We start from the raw sequence: 16,428 nt of genomic DNA on the forward strand, positions 1-16,428 counted from the left end.
GCCCCTCCGCCACCAGGCGGAAGGGCGCAGGCCAACCGTAGTTGTCCGAGAGAGCCTACTGAGGGATGCCGGCGTCCGGAGTCTCCTTGACAGACACCATCGACCACGCGCCGTCGGCGTAATTGGCGGTGACCGTCAGCGTGGTTCCGTCCGAATCCCATTTCTTGGTATCGACGGTCTTGCCGTCCTTGTCCAGGGTCGTGCTGCCGTCTTCCATGTACGGAACCACGGCGCTGAGATTGCCCTTGTCGTCCTTGGCCTCGTCCAGCGCCACCACGTTCAGCGCCTTCGGCTGGCCGCCCACAATCCAGCCACCATCGGCGTAAACAGCCTCGATGTCGTCCGCCTCGGCCAGGCAGCTGGCGCAGTCTGCGGCGACTTCACGCATCAGGTCTGCATCGCCCGTCTGGATCGCATAGTTCTTGGCATCAAAGTAGTAATACGTGAAGGACGCCAGACCCTGCGCGGTGTCCTCAGCCATCCGGTCATTCTTCTCCGGCGTCCGGACGTTCTGCGCCGGCGCGTCAGTGGTGGCCGACACCGGCTTGTTGCTAGTTTCGGGCTTCTCCGATGCGGCCCCGCTGCCACAGCCCACAAGTGCAACAGCTGCCACAGTCAGCACGGCACCCGACATCATCAACTTCTTCATGGTCTCCCCTTGGATAACGGATTGAGAGGGAACCGACTTCTACGCATCTAGGCGGCGTCAGCACCGTCAGATACCCTACCGCCGGGAGACATGCCAAAGTCTGAAAAGAGTGCTTCAAGTGTGCTAGATCACACCAGGATTGTGCCGCTTCAGCAACCCGCGCCCTCCGGATTGTCCAGACAGTTGTCCGCGTAGTTATTCACCACTGACCGCCAGACGCTGATCGCGACCGGGGCGGAACTAAAGTCCGCAGTGTTAGGGATCGGGATCTCCTGGCCTCCATTGACGGAGTAGTAACCCTTGAAAGTAGTCGTCAAGACAATCCCATAGTCGCCAGTGTCTTGATAAACGTGACTTGTCGCAGTCTGCTCACCCCAACGCTCCTGCGGCACCGGACCGCCCGGATCCGCTACCGGCCCAAAGCTTTGACCATCACCATAAGTCCACGTGTAACCCACGGGTTCCACCCGGATAACGACATCTTGGCCGAGCATATTCAGATCGAACGTCTGTTCTTGGGCAGCCGCATAAATGTTCGTGTGGGCACCGCGAAGAGTGTGCTCACTCGGCTGAATGAGCACCGTCCCAGCGACCACCGGTCTCTGTTCAAGCTGATGTTGGATCCGTGCCGCAATTTCTTCGAGAACGTCAACAGGGTCCTCTGAGTAGATGCACACCGGGCCTCCAAGTGGCATCCAACTCGAGCGTTCCGTGCCCAAAAGGCCCGTGTACCACTGGACTAGTCGGGGGCCCTCACTCTCCGTGCAGCGATCACGCTGCTCCAAACAAGGTGCACTTTGGTGACTCTTGTCCTCAAGGCACAGCGGCTCGAAGCGATAACCGTTCGTGTCTGATGGCAATGTATTAAAGGATCGGTGCCACATCCCAGTCGCAGGATCTTGTTGCCAGGCCTCCGCCGTTGCGTAATCATCCAAATAAACATTGTCAGTACGTGCGGCATGGGACGGCGTGGAGACCGCGGTCAGCGCGATGCACAAAAAGAGGGTGACCAGACCTCGCACACTGACTCCTGAGACAATCACTGTCAGCCAATTTTCTCGACGTTCTTAGCAGTCCAGTGCCCATCTTCGTGAACAGCGATCATTATTAGCACCGAAGAATCAACCGATTCTCCCTTGAGTTCATTCGTTCCGTCAGCCCGATAAACATCAATGGCCTCTTGCGCGTGCTGGAACAGTATCTGGTATTCGCCGTCCGATGTCGTCTTGAAATTCGTCTGTGTTGTGGCTGGAGTTATGGCTCCACCGACTACCCAACCGTCCTTGGTGTATATCTGGGAGATCCCCTCCGCGGCGTTACTACAAGCTGTGCATTCGTCACCGCTAATCGCCTTCATTGGCTTAAGATCACCGGTCGCGTAGGCGTAGGTCATCGTTTCCAACCAGTAGGCAGTGAATGCTTTTAAGCCCTGCTCAGTCTTTTTCGTCGCTGCCTTGGGGATTTTGGGCACGGGCACGTTCTCTGCTGGACCATCAGCAGTGGCCGGCTTGTAAGCGGCCGTGGCCGGCGGCGGCGTTGGAGTGGGCTCCGTCGACTGGCTGGCTGACGCCGAGGCAACAGGCGCGGGGCTCGATGACGGCTCGGCGCCGGCTGGTCCTGTGCAGGCGGAGAGGGCGAGGGCTGCCGCAGTGAGGAGGAAGGTGGTTCGGGCGCGCGTTGTAGCTATGAGTGTTGGCTGCTGGCTCACTCAGACCCCCGGGTGCTGGACGGGCTGGACGCTTAGTGCGAGACAGTCTAACCAGACGCATCAACGGATGCGGAGGTTTTCCACAGGTTTGGTGTGCAGCGGGTCTAAAGCGTGCGCCGCCCTTGACAGCGGCGGGTAAAGACCCGGTGTCTTGGCGCAAGAAAACCGCGCCGACGCCCCTAGCCGGGCACCGGCGTCGTGATTCAAGGAAGCCTAGGCGAGCTTGGCGAGTGTCTCCACGAGGAGCCGGCGTTCCTCTACCTTGATCCGTTCGTGCAGCGACTCCTCGGTGTCGTCGTCCAGTACCGGCACTGCGGCCTGGGCCAGAATGGGGCCGGTATCGACGCCGGAATCCACCAAGTGCACGGTCACGCCGGTGACTTTGACGCCGTGGGCCATGGCGTCGCGCACGCCGTGGGCGCCCGGGAAGGACGGCAACAGGGCCGGGTGGGTGTTGACCAGGCGGCCCTCGAAGCGACTGACGAATTCGGTGTCAAGGATGCGCATGAAGCCTGCCAGCAGCACCACCTCCGGGTTGTACGCCGCAACGGCTTCTTCCAGGGCGCGGTTCCATTCGGGCCGTGAGGCGAACCCGGCGGGCGCAACGGTGAAGGTGTGAATCCCCGCCGCGGCGGCACGTTCCAGCCCGCGGCAGCCGGGGACATCGCTGCCCACCGCGGCGATCTCGGCTTCCAACCTGCCCTCGCGGACGGCGTCGATGACTGCCTGAAGATTGGTGCCGGAGCCGGAAACGAGGACCACTATGCGCATGGAATCAACTTTATGCGTCCCTCTCGCCTAGGCTTAATCCATGCAGCAGACCACGCGCCCGGAGCCGACCGAGGAACAGATCAAGTCGGCCGGGCTGTTTGTCCGTGTGCTCCTGCTGTTGCTGGCGTCCACTTTCTTGGCAACGGCTCTCCCGCTCCCGTGGAAAGCGGTGGCTCCGGCGCTGGCCGTGGCGAGCATCGTGGTAGCCGTGATCGGTCTGGTGAAAGCAGTGCGTGCAGGGCTGCCGGGCTCGCTGCGGATCACCTATGTACTGGGCATCGGCGCCGGCGCGTTCTTCCTGCTGACCACCTTGGCGCAGGTGCTGTTCTGGCCTCTGACCGCTGCCTTCGAGGACTGCAACCAGCTGGCCGTCACGCAGTCCGCGCGCGAAGCATGCCTGGGCACTTATGAGGACAAGCTGCTGAACTTTTCCAACCTGCTGAACCCGTAGGTCACTTCCGGCTGCGGGCCCTGGCTGGTTCGCGCTCCAGCCACGGCGCCACGGCGTGGCCGATCATGGTGCCAAGCGCCACCTCGCCGGCAACCCACAGTGCGGTCCACAACGGATCCGGGCCGATCTCCGTCAGCCGTCCGATGCCCAGCGAACCGTTGGACAACCACACCAGCCCGGCGGCCGCGGCCCCGGCGACCGCGCCCACGAACAGTCCCAAGAGCAGCGTGGATGTGGAGGCGGTGAACCAGCGGGCCCGGATCTTGATGGAGAGCCACTCGTCGAAATGGTTCTCCCCCTCGCGCAGGAACCACCAGCCGGCCAGCACGCCAGCTACCACCGGCACGGCCAGCGCGGCCAGCCCGTAGGTCAGCTCGCCGGACGGCAGCGCGCCCAGCACCGGCAACGCGGGCATGGGTCCCACCGTGGTGGCCAGCGGCCCCAGCGAACTGCCGGAGCCGATGGCGAATCCGGCCCCCGAACTCCACGACAGCGCCCACACCACGAAGTTCGGTATAAGTCCCAGCTGCGCCACGGTCAGCACCACGCCGCCAACGATGCCGGGACTGAGCTGTTCGTAGATTTCAACCACTTCGGCCCAGTGCAGGCCCAGGTCCACGGCAAGCAGAACGGCCGAAAGTGCCACCGCAGCCGTCACCGCCAGCAGCCCGGCCCGGACTCCGGCCCACACGTAGGATCCGGCCCAGCGGGAATGCTGACTCGTGCGGGCCACCCATGCGGCCGCATCGACGCCGATCAGCCGAGCCCAGGACCCGGCTTCCCGGTACGCGCCCACAATCAGGCCCGCGCCCGCCGGCAGCAGCGGAATGAGTGCGCCGGCCAGGATGGAAATCTCCACTTCATCGGTCCGCACCAGGTATGCGGTCGCCGCTCCCACGGCAGCGTAGGTTCCGAGTGCACCGACCAGTGCCTGCCACAGTTGGTCCGTGTAGGAGGCCCTGGCTAGCCGCCGTCCGGCCCGCCAGGACAGGAAGAACGGGATCAGTGTGAGCCCCAACGGCACCAGGGACAACGTCCCGCGCATCGTTTCGGCCGAACTGGTTCCGGTTTGGATGGCCAGTTCCAGCGGGACACCGTGGATGAGCAGCCAGGCCTGGCCGCCGAGTCGAGCCAGCGAATCGAAACTGCGGTCGTCAAAACCGTCGGCAAACCACACGCCCACCAGCGGCAGCAGCACCAGGATGGCCGAGAGCAGGGCGCACTGGAAGAACTCGAAGGCACCCTGCAGCCACAGGGGCATCGGCAGTCCGGCCTGACCGCCCGGTCGCGACGTGAGTTTCATTGCTTCTATGGTGCCAGTCCGGGTGCCCCGGCCCGCTCAGCGACTCGGCGCCGTGGCCATCGGCACACGGTAACGCACCGCCGTCGTACTGTCACAAAGCACGACGGCGGAGGCTCGGCTCCCGCTGTTGGGTCCAGCCGGGCGGACTTCAGGCGGCGGGTGCGATGTTTTGGTTGCCGCTGAACACATTGAGTGGGTCGTACGTGTGCTTGATCCGGGCCAGCCTGTTGTAGTTCTCTTCTCCGAACGCTGCTTTGATCCGGTCCTGCCCCTCATGGCCGATGAAGTTCAGGTACACCCCACCGGTGGCAAAGTCGGAAATCTCGCGGCGGAATCCCTTCGCCCAACCGATGGCTTCCTCGGTCTGGGCAGGATCCTGCCACAGCGCGAAGGGGTGGCTCACCCAGGTGGCGTCGCGCCGGGCCATCGGTGTGCTTGCGCTTTCCGCCGTGGCGACGGCGCCTCCCCACGGCAGCAACAGCAATTGCGACGACGGGTGCGGCAACCTAGCACCGTATTGCAGGAAGACGTCGACTGCCGGGTCCGGAAACTCGTCATGGTATTCGGCGGACCAATAATTGAACTGGTCGGGTTGGTCGTCAAGCATGGACTGGAACTCCGCATACGGCCGCGGCGCCACAACGTCGGCAACGGGCCCCCAGCTGCGCACAGTCTCGAGCGTTCGCTCGCCCGTTTCGGGCTCTCCTGCGTGTACAAAGACCACGCCGAGCGCGGGCTTGTTCTGCAGGTCGGCCGGGACGAACTCCTCCGGAGGGGCAATCACCGACGCCAGCGCTGTCCCCACCCCCGCGGGAGCATCCGGTGCGAAGTCGCGGTACGCGCGGGCCACGTCGGGAGCAGCCTCGGCGGGCCACAGCATCAGGCCGGACAAGCTCTGCTCGCCGACCTGATGCATCCGAAAGGTCAGGGAAACCGCTACGCCCAAATTTCCGCCGCCGCCGTGCAGCGCCCAGAACAAGTCCGGATTCTCCCGCTCGCTGGCGGTGACCAGTTCGCCGGATGCCGTCACCAGGTCCACCGAGACCAGGTTGTCGCATGCCAGACCCCAAGTCCGTTCCATCCACCCGGATCCGCCGCCGAGCGTGAAGCCGGCGACGCCGGTGGTGCTGACCCGGCCGCCGGTGGTCGCCAGTCCGAAGGGCTGGGCCGCCCGGTCGAACTCGCCCCAGGTCGCGCCGCCACCTACGGTGGCTGTCCCGGCCTCGGCGTCCACCGTCACCGTCTTCATCGGGCGGACGTCGATGACGAGTCCGCCATCGTTCATGGACATGCCCGCTACTGAATGTCCTCCGGACCGCACAGCCACGTCCAACTGATGCGCCCGGGCGTACCGCAGGGCCTCCCCCACATCGTCCGGGCTGCCGCATTTGGCAATGACGGCCGGTCTCCGGTCAATCATTGCGTTGAAAAGTTTTCGAGCCTCGTCGTAGCCGGAGTCTTCCGGCCGGATCCACTCCATGGCGCTGGTCCTCTCCACATATCGGACCCCCAGCAAGAAAAACCGTACGCCGCTCACCGGCGACACGCCAGACTTCGGGCCCGCCGGAACGGACCGGGCGGGATGCCCTCCCGGCAGCCACCAACACGTCACTGAGCGCGGCATCCGCGGAAGCAATTGTTAAATGGAATGGGCGGCCGGATGAAGTTGAAATCATCCGGCCGCCCCGCAGGCGGATATTCATCGAACGGAAATTCAACGCAGGAAGACTAATTCCGCGGACTCTTTCCGTGGTTCCGCCAGTCAGCACGAACCGTGTTTCCACGGTTCTGCCGGCGCCATCGGCCCGTGCCCCCTCGAAACGTCAGCCCCGCAACTGGGCCGCGGTTCCCACAGGCGGTGATGGTTCCGGCGCGCTAACGCTTCCGGCGCTTGGGAATGGTTTCACTCTCCAAGTTCGCCTTTTCGCGCTTTTCGGCACGTTTTTCCTTAATGCTGCGGCCCTGTTTTTTTGCGCTTTCGCGCCCAGGCGTCTTTCCGGACATTCTTGCTCCTCTTTCTCAAGCGGGATGTCTTGCTAGAGACCATACCCGCTTTAGAAAATAAAGCCAGCCCCTATCTCCGGGAGCAAAAACAAACGCAAAGAAACGGCATTCAGGCCTGCAGATCCACCAGTCCTTTAACCAACGCACCGGCCGCTCCCAGAAAGGCCAGCACCACCACCGCAGCTCTGGCATGCTCGTCGCGCAGCCGCCGGCCGAGCCGTTCGCCGGCAAAGATGCCCACGATGATCGCGAGGGCAATGACTGCCCACATCCACCACGCCAGGTGTGGCACGCTGCCTGGATCCACGGCCAGTTTCACGCCCACGGTGATGAGACACAGCTGCAGGAAGAACGGCTGCAGGGTTGCTGCGAATGGTCGCGGCGGCCAATGGGACAGGATGGCGTAGGCGCTCACCGTCGGACCGCCCACTCCGGCGAGCGCATTGGTCAGCCCCGAGCCGAGCCCGGCGAGTGCCTTGGGCAGCTGCCCGGACACGGTGACCTGCGCGCGGCCCAGCACCACCGCAACGGCCAGCCCGGCCATCACCACCGCGCCCACCACGGTGGAGAGCACCGCGGGCTGGACCTGCACCGCTAGCCAGGAGCCCGCGACGGTGCCGACGACGGCGGGAACGGACAGCCACAGCAGCAGTTTCCAGTCGATCTCCTGCCACACCCGCGGCACAATCAACCCGCAGGAGACCACTGCGCAGATGTTGATCATCATGATGCCCTCGTGCGGCCCCAGCAAGATGGCCAGGATCGGCGCCACCAGCAGAGCGAACCCGATGCCCGCGATGCGCTGGGCCACCGAACCGAAAAAGATCGCGCCGGTGATCAGCGCCAAGAGTCCCATGGTCACCCGACCACCCTGCCAGAGCGGAGTTGGGCCGCCGTTCACCGACACGATCACGCCTGCTTGCCTGCGCGTTGCCGGCGGCAGGCAGGGTGGATGGCGTGAGGGTAGCTATCGTCGCCGAATCGTTCCTGCCGCATATGAACGGTGTCACCCATTCCCTGCTGCAGGTCATCGCCCACCTGAGGCGTCGCGGGGACGACGTCCTGGTGGTGGCACCGACGTCGTCGTGGCTTGAAGACACCGCACCGGCAACGGTGGAGGGCTACCCGGTCTACCGGCTGCCGTCCATCCCGCTGCGCGGCTACCCGAATGTGCGCGTGGCGGCCGGGACCGTGGCACGGATCCGCCGGGTGTTGGCCGGCTTCCGGCCGGACGTGGTCCATGTGGCCTCCCCCTTCATTTTGGGCTGGCGCGCGGTGCAGGCCGCGCAGCAGCTCGGCCTGCCCACCGTCTCCGTTTACCAGACCGAAGTCCCGGCCTACGCCGCCCGGTACGGCGCTCCGTGGCTGCAGGAACTGCTCTGGCAGCGCGTGGAGAGCATCCACAACGCGTCCACGCTGACTCTGGCGCCGTCGTCGTTCGCCATGCAGCAGCTGCGCAGCCGCGGCATCCGGGTCCACTTGTGGCGGCGCGGCGTGGATACCACCCGATTCCATCCGGACAAGTACGACGCCGGTTGGCGGGCTTCCGTCGCGCCCAACGGCGAACGAATCATCGGCTATGTGGGCCGCCTGGCGGCCGAAAAGCAGGTGGCGGATCTGGCCGTGTTGGCCGAACTCCCCGGGACCCGGCTGGTGGTGGTTGGTTCCGGCCCGCTGAAGGAGGAACTGCGGGCCGCATTGCCCGGGGCGCATTTTGACGGTTTCCAGACCGGCGAAGACCTGGCCCGACGCGTCGCCTCGTTCGACCTGTTTGTGCACCCTGGCGAATCGGAGACCTTTTGCCAGACCATCCAGGAGGCGATGGCGAGCGGCGTGCCCGTGGTGGCGGTGGGCCGCGGCGGCCCGCTGGATCTTGTTGACCCGTCGAGGACCGGCTGGATCTACCGGCCCGGGAACTTGGATGAACTGCGCGAGTACGTCCGGGACCTGACCGGCGACGATACCAAGCGCCGGGCGCTGGGCGAGGCGGCTCATCGCTCCGTGCAGGGTCGGACGTGGCCGGTACTCTGCGAACAGCTGGTGGACTATTACCGGCTTGCCATCAGGGTCAAGCGCCGGGAGCTGAACCTGGAAGCCCGGGGCGTGCTGGGTTTCCTGGCCGGGTGAATGCTTCAGCCAAAGATTAGGCTATTCAGCGCCTTGACCCGTTCCACTAGGATGTGCCCATGCCCACAGAAACCGGATCCGTATCGCCCGAATCTGCCCCGTCATCCCGGAAGGACCAGCGGCCGCCGGGCGCACCGTCCGTACCGGAACGGCTGGCCGAACAGCTCAAGTCGCTGGGCGTCGCCCGGACCTTTGGAGAACCGCTGCAGGTGGGCGGCGAGACCGTGGTGCCGGTGGCCTGGGTCCAATACGGTTTCGGCGGCGGCGGGGATGCCGATGGAGCCGCCGGCGGTGGCGGAGGCGGTATAGCCCTGCCGCTCGGAGTCTACGCCGGACGCGGCGACGGCCCCGCGACATTCCGGCCCAACACCGTGGCACTGCTGGCGGTGCTGATTCCCTTGGTCTGGTGCGCCGGCCGCGCCGTCGCCCGGGTTGTCCGCGCCGCCAAGAAGTAAGCCAAAACGGGGCCGCGCTGCCCGGTCTCCACGCGTTCGCTGGCGCTCACTTGGTCGACCACCGGAGTGGGCTTGGCGCTGTCGGTGGTCGAAGGAGGCGCGCCAGCGCCGAGTAGAGACCGGCCGACCACCGGTGTGGACACGGCACGCGGGGTCTCCGCGCGTTCGCTGGCGCTGTCGGTGGTCGAAGGAGGCGCGCCAGCGCCGAGTAGAGACCGGTCGACCACCGAAATCGACCACCAGAGGCATGGCACTAGCGGTCGGTGCGGCGGGACCGTAGGCTCGAACGTACCAGCGGACAACACAGATTCGAGGACTCCCGATGAAACTGAGCCATATTCCGTTGCGCCTCACCAGCGGCGCGTTCATCCTCAACTCCGGGCTGGGCAAGCAGAAGCTGGATAAGGAAAGTGCCGCCGGCATGCAGCAGATGGGCAGCCGTGCGTTTCCCGCTTTGAAGCAGATGGATCCGGAGAAGTTCGGCAAGATGCTTGCCTACGGCGAGACCGCATTGGGCGCGGCGCTGCTGCTGCCCTTCGTGCCCAGCCGGCTGGCCGGACTCGGCTTGGCCGCGTTCTCTGGGTCGCTGCTGGCCATGTACTTTAAGACGCCGCACATGACGCAGGAGGACAACGTCCGCCCCAGTGCCGAGGGCACTCCTGTAGCCAAGGACATCTGGCTGTTTGGCATTGCACTGGCCCTGATCCTGGATCCCAAGAACAAGAAGCCCGCGGCACTCCCGACCGCCTAGCTCTCTGGCGGAGAAAACGGCCGCGCCCGGGTCCTGCCCGGGCGGCCATTTTCGCTGTCCACAGCTTCAGCGTCTGGTGCTGGCCTCCGCTTCCACCATGAGATGATGGAGGCCATGGCCGCACACACTTTTCCGCTGGTTGACGTCAGCGAAATCATCAGGCTGGTGGGCGGCGCCGCCTTTGCCCGCGGCAAAATTTATGCCTCCGACGGATCCGTGGCTGAGCTGGACTGGGACCCGTCCGTCCGACTCCTGACCGCCAAAGTTCTCGGCACCGCCGCGCTGCCGTACCGCTGCCGGATTTACTTGGAGATCGGTAAGAGCGGCCAATGGCGTCCGGCCTCGGCCTCCTGCAGCTGCCCGGTGGGCTCCGACTGCAAGCACGTGGCCGCTGTGCTCCTCAACAGCAACAGCCAGCACCTGATCACCAATCAGGCCTTTGCGCGCGAGCCGGAACCGGAGCAGGCCGGCTGGCAGGATTCATTGGCCGGCCTGATCGGCGGTACCCCGGACGGCGCCAAGGGCAGCGCAGGCAAAACCGCGAAGACCAAGGCGAAAAGCACGTCCGGGCTGGGGCTGCAGTTCGAGCTGATGGAGCCGAGCCGCCGGAACGACCGCCAGTACCGCCCCTCGGGCCTCTCCATGCCGCAGACCTCCGCGGCGGGACCGAGCTGGAGCCGCAAGGCCGGAAACCGGTTGCGGGTGGGCGTCCGCCCCGTACTGCAAAACGAGACCGGACGGTGGATCCGCAGCAAACTGCGCTGGAACACCATCAGCTACAAGACCTACGGCCTGCCGCTGGACACCGAACAGCACCGCTGGTTCAGCCAGTTCGCGCCGCTACACCGGGCCACCGGGCTGACCTACTTCGGCGAAGACAACGACTGGCTCTTCCTCGACGAGTTCAGCAGCCCGCTGCTCTGGGAGCTCTTCGCCGAAGCCAAGCGGCTGGGCATCGCACTGGTCGGCGCCAAGGCGGACACCGTCGTCGAAATCCGACATCAGGCCGTGATCGGCTTGGACGCCCATCTCGACGGGACAGCGCCAGCCGCCGGCGCCGACGACAGCGGCGCCGCCGGAGACCACCCGGGAACCGCAGACCTGGTCCTGACCCCATCGCTGCGGATCGACGGCCAGGAACTTTCCACGGAGACCGCGGGCATTGTCGGCACGCACGGCGTATACCACTACGACCTCGCGGGCCAGACCGTCATCACGCTGGCTCCTACCGCCCATACCGTCACCGACCAGGAAGCGAACCTGCTGCTCTCAGGCACCCCGCTGACGGTGCCGGCCGCCGACGTCGAGCAGTTCATGGAGCGCTACTACCCGGCGCTCAGCCAGCGCATTGCGGTGGCCAGCAGCGACGAATCGGTCAGCTTCCCCGAGATTGTCCCGCCGGCGCTGGTGCTGACCGCGTCCTACCGCAAGGGCAACGTGCTGCAGCTCGGCTGGCACATCGAATACCGCCACGGGGACAAGCCGCTGCGGTTTCCCGTCGACGCGGAACCGGACTCCAGCCACTACCGCGACCTGCCCGCCGAGCAGGACCTGCTGGAGGCCGCCGCGGCGGTGCCGGGGGCGGGCACGACGACGGCGCGCACCCTGCGGGACATGGCCACGGTGGACTTCACGCGCTATGCGCTGCCCGCGCTGGAGCAGCTGGACGGCGTACGCGTGGACATTGTGGGCGAAAAGCCCGACTACCAGGAGCTGACCGAAGCGCCAGAACTGACCATCAGCACGGTGGAGACCGAGGAGAGCGACTGGTTCGACCTCGGCGTCATGGTCCGCGTCGCCGGCCGCACAGTGCCGTTCGGAAACATCTTCAAGGCGCTGGCCCGCGGCCAAAAGCGGCTGCTTTTGGTGGACAAGTCCTACCTCTCGCTGGAGCAGCCGGTCTTCGACCGACTCCGCCAACTGGTGGATGAAGCCCGGCAGATGCAGGACCGGGTATCCGGGGAACTGCAGATCAGCCGCTACCAGGCCTCGCTCTGGGAAGATCTGGAGGAAGTCGCCACCGAAACGGTGCAGGCCCGAGCCTGGCGGGAATCGGTCCAGGGCCTGCTGTCGCTGGAGGAAGTGGAACAGACTCCCCTGCCGGCCGGTCTGGACGCCGAGCTCCGCCCCTACCAGGCCGAAGGTTTCAACTGGCTCGCCTTCCTCTGGCGGCACCGGCTGGGCGGTGTGCTGGCGGACGACATGGGGCTGGGCAAGACGCTGCAGGCCTTGGCCCTGCTGCTGCATGCCAAGGAGAATGGCGAGCCGGCCGTGGCCCGCCCGTTCCTGGTGGTAGCGCCCACTTCCGTGGTGTCGAACTGGGTCCACGAGAGCGGCCGCTTCGCACCCGATCTGAAGATCGAGGGCATTACCGACACGCAGATTCGCAGCCGGCGCCCACTGTCGGAGCTGGCCGCGGACGCCGACGTCGTGGTCACGTCCTACACGCTGTTCCGTCTGGATTTCGAAACCTACCAGGAGACGGACTGGGCCGGGCTGATCCTGGACGAGGCGCAGTTCGTGAAGAACCGCGCCACCAAGGTCCATCAGTGTGCCCGCGATCTGCGCGCGCCCTTCAAGATGGCCATCACCGGCACGCCGATGGAAAACAACCTGATGGAGCTGTGGTCCATCTTCTCCATCGTGGCGCCCGGACTGTTCCCCTCCGCCGTGCGGTTCGTTGACCAGTACCAGCGGCCGATCGAACGCAACCAGGACTCCGAACTACTGCAGAAGCTGCGCCGCCGGATCAAACCGCTGATGATGCGCCGCAGCAAGGAAGCGGTGGCCCGCGACCTGCCGGAGAAGCAGGAGCAGGTACTGGAGGTGGAGCTGACGCCCAAGCACCGGCGGATCTACGACACGCACCTGCAGCGCGAGCGGCAGAAGGTCCTGCGCCTGGTCGAGGACATGGACAAGAACCGGTTCACCATTTTCCAGTCGCTGACCCTGCTGCGCCTATTGAGCCTGGACCCATCGCTGGTGGACTCGAAGTACGCCTCGGTGCCGTCCAGCAAACTCGGCGTGCTGTTCGAACAACTCGAAGACGTCATCGGAGAGGGCCATCGGGCCCTGATTTTCAGCCAGTTCACCGGCTATCTGAAAAAGGCCGCCGAGCAGCTGGACGCGGCCGGCATCGACTATTGCTACCTGGACGGTTCCACCCGACGCCGTGCCGAGGTGATCGAGACGTTCAAGAACGGCAGCGCGCCGGTGTTCCTGATCAGCCTCAAGGCCGGCGGCTTCGGCCTCAACCTGACCGAGGCCGACTACTGCTTCCTGCTGGATCCGTGGTGGAACCCGGCCACCGAGGCCCAGGCCGTGGACCGCACGCACCGGATCGGCCAGACCAAGAACGTCATGGTCTACCGCATGGTGGCCCGCGGGACGATCGAGGAGAAGGTGATGGCGTTGAAGGAGCGGAAGGCCAAGCTGATCTCGTCCGTGCTCGAAGACGACGCGATGTTCTCGTCCAAGCTCACAGCCACTGACATCCGCGGCCTGTTCGGCGACTAAATCCGGAGCGCCGCCCGGAACAGGTTCCCGCCCCGGACAGACGTTGCCATGCGCCGGGTGGTACCTTCCCGCGGGGTCCATCCTCTAACCGGGGGGGTCCTTCCGGCCGGGACTACTTGGTCAAGATCTGCAGCAAGCGCCAGCCTTCCGGCACCTGCGCTTCGAGGGCAGCCCTTGCGTCGGCATACGACTCGCCTTCAGCCGACAATTCCTTGGTTTCGACCGGCTGGATGATTCCCACAACTTTGACCACGCACTAAAGGTATCCTCGACCCCGCCGGGATCGCGGCACCCTCGGGCATGGTTCCGGTCACGTTCGCGGGGAAGCCCACGGCTTCTCCCACCGAGAGCGGCATGTCGGTTCGCGGGGCAGACACACCGGTGACCGCCCTCAGCGGCCCCGCCCATGGCTGTGCCAGACCAGGTCCAGGCCGGCGTGCGCGCAATCGAGGTTCCATTCCGTGTGTTCCACACCGAGCGAGTCGGGGTGGTCCGAGGCGAACAACACCACGCCTGGGTAGTCCCGCAGGAAGTCTGCCAGCATCGCGGTCCCCGAGCGGTCCAAATCCGCGTCGAGCCGGTTCAGGACCAGCAAGGGCGGCGTGCCGATCGATGCCCTGGCCAGCAGCAGCCGGGCCAGCTCGGAGGTGCTCAGCGGTTCGCCGCCCCTCTTGAGTTGCGTCTCTTCTCCCCGCTCCAGCTTGGCGATTCGTCCGGCCAGTCCGACCCGCACCAAGGCTGCCGAGCCGTCCGCCGGCGGAAGATCAGGCCGCCGGTATCTCACACTGCGTGCAATCGAACCTCGCTCCAGATACATCCCCGTCGCCGCGTAGCCCACCAGCCTCCGGCGTCTCCGGCCGCCGCTCGCCAGCAGCGGCTCGCCGTCCACCATGACCACCGCGTGCGCGTCGGTCTGGATGCCGATCAGTATCTCCAGGGCTTGGGTCTCCGCGGCCGGGTCGGCAGACCGGATCCGGATGCGGGAGCCGGGGCCGGCGGACAGCGGCGGCGCCGGGCAGTTCCGGCAGGCGGCCAGTCCGTCCACCAGCACTCTTCCGCGGGCTGGGTGGTGCGGCCCGTCAGGCACCGGCGCGCCGTTCACCGCGGCGGCCGCACGGCCCTCCACCGCCGACGCTGCACCAATCTGGGCCTCACGTGCCCCGGTGCCGCCGGCGGCAGGCAAGCGCCGCCGTCGTTCTTGGTTGGCCGCGGCCCCGACGGCGAGCGCTGGGCCGAGGATGCGGCGGGCTGCCCGGAAATTCTGTCGATACTCCACGACCCGCCCCATGTCAGTGACCGGCGCGGAAATCATGCCCACGATGGTCAGGCCGGCGGCGATGGCGGCAGTGGGCACCATCTGCCAGGTTCCGACGGCGGCCACCGCGGCGCTGCCCAGCGAGGCGGCGGCCGCGGCGGCTCCACGGATGTAGCCCGCGGCAGCGGCACGGTGCACGGCCGCGTCAACCACCTTCCGTCCCGCCTTGTCGATCTGCTTGACCTCCCTTTCCTCGCCGCCGGCGGCTCGGATCGTCCCCGCTGCAATCACCGTGTCGGCCAGCCGCGCGGCCAGACGCCCGCGCTGCCGGCGCAGCTCCTGGGCACGGCGGAAGGCGGGGCGGGAGAGCAAGGCCAGTACCGCGGCCAGTAGCAGCAAGGGTACGACGACGGCGAGCGCCAGTGCCGGGGACAGGAACCACAGTGCCGCGGCGGTTCCCAGGATCAGCGGGATGCCGACCGCCAGCGGCGCTATGCCCAGCGCGATCCAGTTCCGGATGCTGGAGAGGTCGTTCGTGTTGCGGGCAATGGTCACTCCCGGCGATGGACCGCGATCGCTGGCCAGCGACGCAGCGACCAGCCCCTTGCGGATCTCATGGATGTAGTCCTGCCCCAGCTTCTCCGCCAGCAGCCGTTCGGCGGCACGCAGGACGCCCAGTCCCAGCGCCGTGGCGGCGAGGCCGAAGCCGAGCGGGAGGATGCCCGCGGCACCGGCCGGCGAGGAGCCGTCAAGCAGCCGGATCATCAACAGCGCGCTGGCTCCGGCCGCGGCGGCCATCAGCAGGCCGGTGCCCACCAGGGCCGCCATCAGCCAGCGGCGACGGCCCTGCAGCAGTCTTGGCAACGAGGCGTCCATGCCCTTCCGATGCAGCCGCGCCGGCACGGACCCCGTCTGTGCCGACCCCGCCTGGGCAGCGGCTGGCATGGCTACTTCCGCTCCGGCAGCAATTGCAGGGCGGTGACCGGCTCGCACAGGTCGTAGGTGTTGATCACCGGTGCGCCAATGACGCCCGAGGCCTCGCGGGCGGCCAGCGGCGAAGCGGTCAGCAGACCCGAGACGGCGGGCACGCTGACACCGGCGTCGCGCAGTACCGCGATGCCTGCTGTCGCACCCAAGGCATCGGCCGCGGAGAACACCACGTGATCCACCGCGGCGTGGAACACCGGGTCTGCCAGCAACCGTGCCGTTTCGCCCTGGTAGACCCCGTCCGCAATCTCCACCACCACCACATCGGTCTCGGAGCTGGTCAATGCGTCGATCAGGCTGGTCAGCAAGCCGCGCACCCGCTTGTAGTCCAGCCGGTAGGTGGTGGGAAAGCCGAAGTCGGTGAAGTCCAGCACCCGGCTCGCCCCGGCGTCGGCAAACAGCAGCGGATCGTTGCCGGCGCCGGTTCCGGTGGCTTTGCCCGCCGCAACGT

The 16,428-nt window shown here is 66.1% G+C and carries 15 protein-coding genes and 1 pseudogene; 5 read left to right on the forward strand and 11 right to left on the reverse strand.

Annotated elements, in window-relative coordinates:
• Nucleotides 1–55: 55 nt before the first annotated feature.
• The 4 genes from ACMX2H_RS15205 to purN all read right to left on the reverse strand — a co-directional run bounded on the left by ACMX2H_RS15205 (nucleotide 56) and on the right by purN (nucleotide 3,128).
• A complete protein-coding gene (locus tag ACMX2H_RS15205; protein WP_414961576.1) occupies nucleotides 56–649 on the reverse strand; it encodes a DUF6318 family protein in 594 nt (197 codons plus the stop codon).
• Between the two features lie 149 nt (nucleotides 650–798).
• Nucleotides 799–1,671, reverse strand: coding sequence for a hypothetical protein (locus ACMX2H_RS15210; RefSeq protein WP_414961578.1), 873 nt, complete (start codon nucleotides 1,669–1,671; stop codon nucleotides 799–801).
• 23 nt (nucleotides 1,672–1,694) lie between these two features.
• Complete coding sequence (locus ACMX2H_RS15215; RefSeq protein ID WP_414961579.1) at nucleotides 1,695–2,357, reverse strand: DUF6318 family protein; 663 nt, start codon at nucleotides 2,355–2,357, stop codon at nucleotides 1,695–1,697.
• A 213-nt stretch (nucleotides 2,358–2,570) separates the two neighbouring features.
• Nucleotides 2,571–3,128: a phosphoribosylglycinamide formyltransferase gene (gene purN / locus ACMX2H_RS15220; RefSeq protein ID WP_414961581.1), complete on the reverse strand. Its 558-nt coding sequence runs from the start codon at nucleotides 3,126–3,128 to the stop codon at nucleotides 2,571–2,573.
• Nucleotides 3,129–3,168: 40 nt separating this feature from the next.
• Between purN and ACMX2H_RS15225 the strand changes: the two genes are divergently transcribed.
• Nucleotides 3,169–3,579: a hypothetical protein gene (locus ACMX2H_RS15225; RefSeq protein ID WP_414961583.1), complete on the forward strand. Its 411-nt coding sequence runs from the start codon at nucleotides 3,169–3,171 to the stop codon at nucleotides 3,577–3,579.
• Between the two features lies 1 nt (nucleotide 3,580).
• On the opposite strand, the gene ACMX2H_RS15230 is transcribed toward ACMX2H_RS15225, so the two are convergent.
• From ACMX2H_RS15230 to ACMX2H_RS15245, 4 genes are all read right to left on the reverse strand, one after another.
• Nucleotides 3,581–4,882 carry a cell division protein PerM gene (locus ACMX2H_RS15230; RefSeq protein WP_414961585.1) on the reverse strand — a complete coding sequence of 434 codons (1,302 nt, stop codon included), beginning with the start codon at nucleotides 4,880–4,882 and terminating at the stop codon, nucleotides 3,581–3,583.
• 148 nt (nucleotides 4,883–5,030) lie between these two features.
• Nucleotides 5,031–6,362, reverse strand: coding sequence for an FAD-binding oxidoreductase (locus ACMX2H_RS15235; protein ID WP_414961587.1), 1,332 nt, complete (start codon nucleotides 6,360–6,362; stop codon nucleotides 5,031–5,033).
• Between the two features lie 395 nt (nucleotides 6,363–6,757).
• Nucleotides 6,758–6,886, reverse strand: coding sequence for a hypothetical protein (locus tag ACMX2H_RS15240; protein ID WP_414961589.1), 129 nt, complete (start codon nucleotides 6,884–6,886; stop codon nucleotides 6,758–6,760).
• Nucleotides 6,887–6,995: 109 nt separating this feature from the next.
• Complete coding sequence (locus ACMX2H_RS15245) at nucleotides 6,996–7,742, reverse strand: sulfite exporter TauE/SafE family protein (protein ID WP_414961600.1); 747 nt, start codon at nucleotides 7,740–7,742, stop codon at nucleotides 6,996–6,998.
• Between the two features lie 101 nt (nucleotides 7,743–7,843).
• Between ACMX2H_RS15245 and ACMX2H_RS15250 the strand changes: the two genes are divergently transcribed.
• The 4 genes from ACMX2H_RS15250 (at nucleotide 7,844) to ACMX2H_RS15265 (ending at nucleotide 13,735) form a co-directional block, all read left to right on the forward strand.
• Entirely contained in the window at nucleotides 7,844–9,013 is a 1,170-nt protein-coding gene (locus ACMX2H_RS15250) for a glycosyltransferase family 4 protein (protein WP_414961591.1), read from the forward strand.
• Between the two features lie 59 nt (nucleotides 9,014–9,072).
• Nucleotides 9,073–9,468, forward strand: a complete 396-nt coding sequence (locus ACMX2H_RS15255) for a hypothetical protein (protein WP_414961592.1) — start codon at nucleotides 9,073–9,075, stop codon at nucleotides 9,466–9,468.
• 322 nt (nucleotides 9,469–9,790) lie between these two features.
• Entirely contained in the window at nucleotides 9,791–10,219 is a 429-nt protein-coding gene (locus ACMX2H_RS15260; protein WP_414961594.1) for a hypothetical protein, read from the forward strand.
• A 114-nt stretch (nucleotides 10,220–10,333) separates the two neighbouring features.
• Complete coding sequence (locus ACMX2H_RS15265; protein ID WP_414961596.1) at nucleotides 10,334–13,735, forward strand: DEAD/DEAH box helicase; 3,402 nt, start codon at nucleotides 10,334–10,336, stop codon at nucleotides 13,733–13,735.
• A gap of 112 nt (nucleotides 13,736–13,847) precedes the next feature.
• Here ACMX2H_RS15265 and ACMX2H_RS15270 read toward each other — a convergent pair whose 3' ends face one another.
• From ACMX2H_RS15270 to ACMX2H_RS15280, 3 genes and pseudogenes are all read right to left on the reverse strand, one after another.
• A complete protein-coding gene (locus ACMX2H_RS15270; RefSeq protein ID WP_169303897.1) occupies nucleotides 13,848–13,988 on the reverse strand; it encodes a hypothetical protein in 141 nt (46 codons plus the stop codon).
• 138 nt (nucleotides 13,989–14,126) lie between these two features.
• Nucleotides 14,127–15,935: an ABC transporter transmembrane domain-containing protein gene (locus ACMX2H_RS15275; protein ID WP_414961599.1), complete on the reverse strand. Its 1,809-nt coding sequence runs from the start codon at nucleotides 15,933–15,935 to the stop codon at nucleotides 14,127–14,129.
• A 2-nt stretch (nucleotides 15,936–15,937) separates the two neighbouring features.
• Nucleotides 15,938–16,428 (reverse strand): annotated as a pseudogene (locus ACMX2H_RS15280) (DUF1611 domain-containing protein); the annotation flags it as partial.

Origin of the sequence: Arthrobacter sulfonylureivorans (assembly GCF_047607445.1) — a bacterium.
Classification (GTDB): domain Bacteria; phylum Actinomycetota; class Actinomycetes; order Actinomycetales; family Micrococcaceae; genus Crystallibacter; species Crystallibacter sulfonylureivorans_A.

Bases quoted from the DNA above. Each gene is read 5' to 3' on its own strand.
- ACMX2H_RS15230 (WP_414961585.1), bottom strand. From the start codon at position 4,882: ATGAAACTCACGTCGCGACCGGGCGGTCAGGCCGGACTGCCGATGCCC.
- ACMX2H_RS15240 (WP_414961589.1), bottom strand. From the start codon at position 6,886: ATGTCCGGAAAGACGCCTGGGCGCGAAAGCGCAAAAAAACAGGGCCGC.
- ACMX2H_RS15245 (WP_414961600.1), bottom strand. From the start codon at position 7,742: ATGGGACTCTTGGCGCTGATCACCGGCGCGATCTTTTTCGGTTCGGTG.
- ACMX2H_RS15205 (WP_414961576.1), bottom strand. From the start codon at position 649: ATGAAGAAGTTGATGATGTCGGGTGCCGTGCTGACTGTGGCAGCTGTT.
- ACMX2H_RS15255 (WP_414961592.1), top strand. From the start codon at position 9,073: ATGCCCACAGAAACCGGATCCGTATCGCCCGAATCTGCCCCGTCATCC.
- ACMX2H_RS15275 (WP_414961599.1), bottom strand. From the start codon at position 15,935: ATGCCAGCCGCTGCCCAGGCGGGGTCGGCACAGACGGGGTCCGTGCCG.
- ACMX2H_RS15235 (WP_414961587.1), bottom strand. From the start codon at position 6,362: ATGGAGTGGATCCGGCCGGAAGACTCCGGCTACGACGAGGCTCGAAAA.
- ACMX2H_RS15260 (WP_414961594.1), top strand. From the start codon at position 9,791: ATGAAACTGAGCCATATTCCGTTGCGCCTCACCAGCGGCGCGTTCATC.
- ACMX2H_RS15265 (WP_414961596.1), top strand. From the start codon at position 10,334: ATGGCCGCACACACTTTTCCGCTGGTTGACGTCAGCGAAATCATCAGG.
- ACMX2H_RS15225 (WP_414961583.1), top strand. From the start codon at position 3,169: ATGCAGCAGACCACGCGCCCGGAGCCGACCGAGGAACAGATCAAGTCG.
- purN (WP_414961581.1), bottom strand. From the start codon at position 3,128: ATGCGCATAGTGGTCCTCGTTTCCGGCTCCGGCACCAATCTTCAGGCA.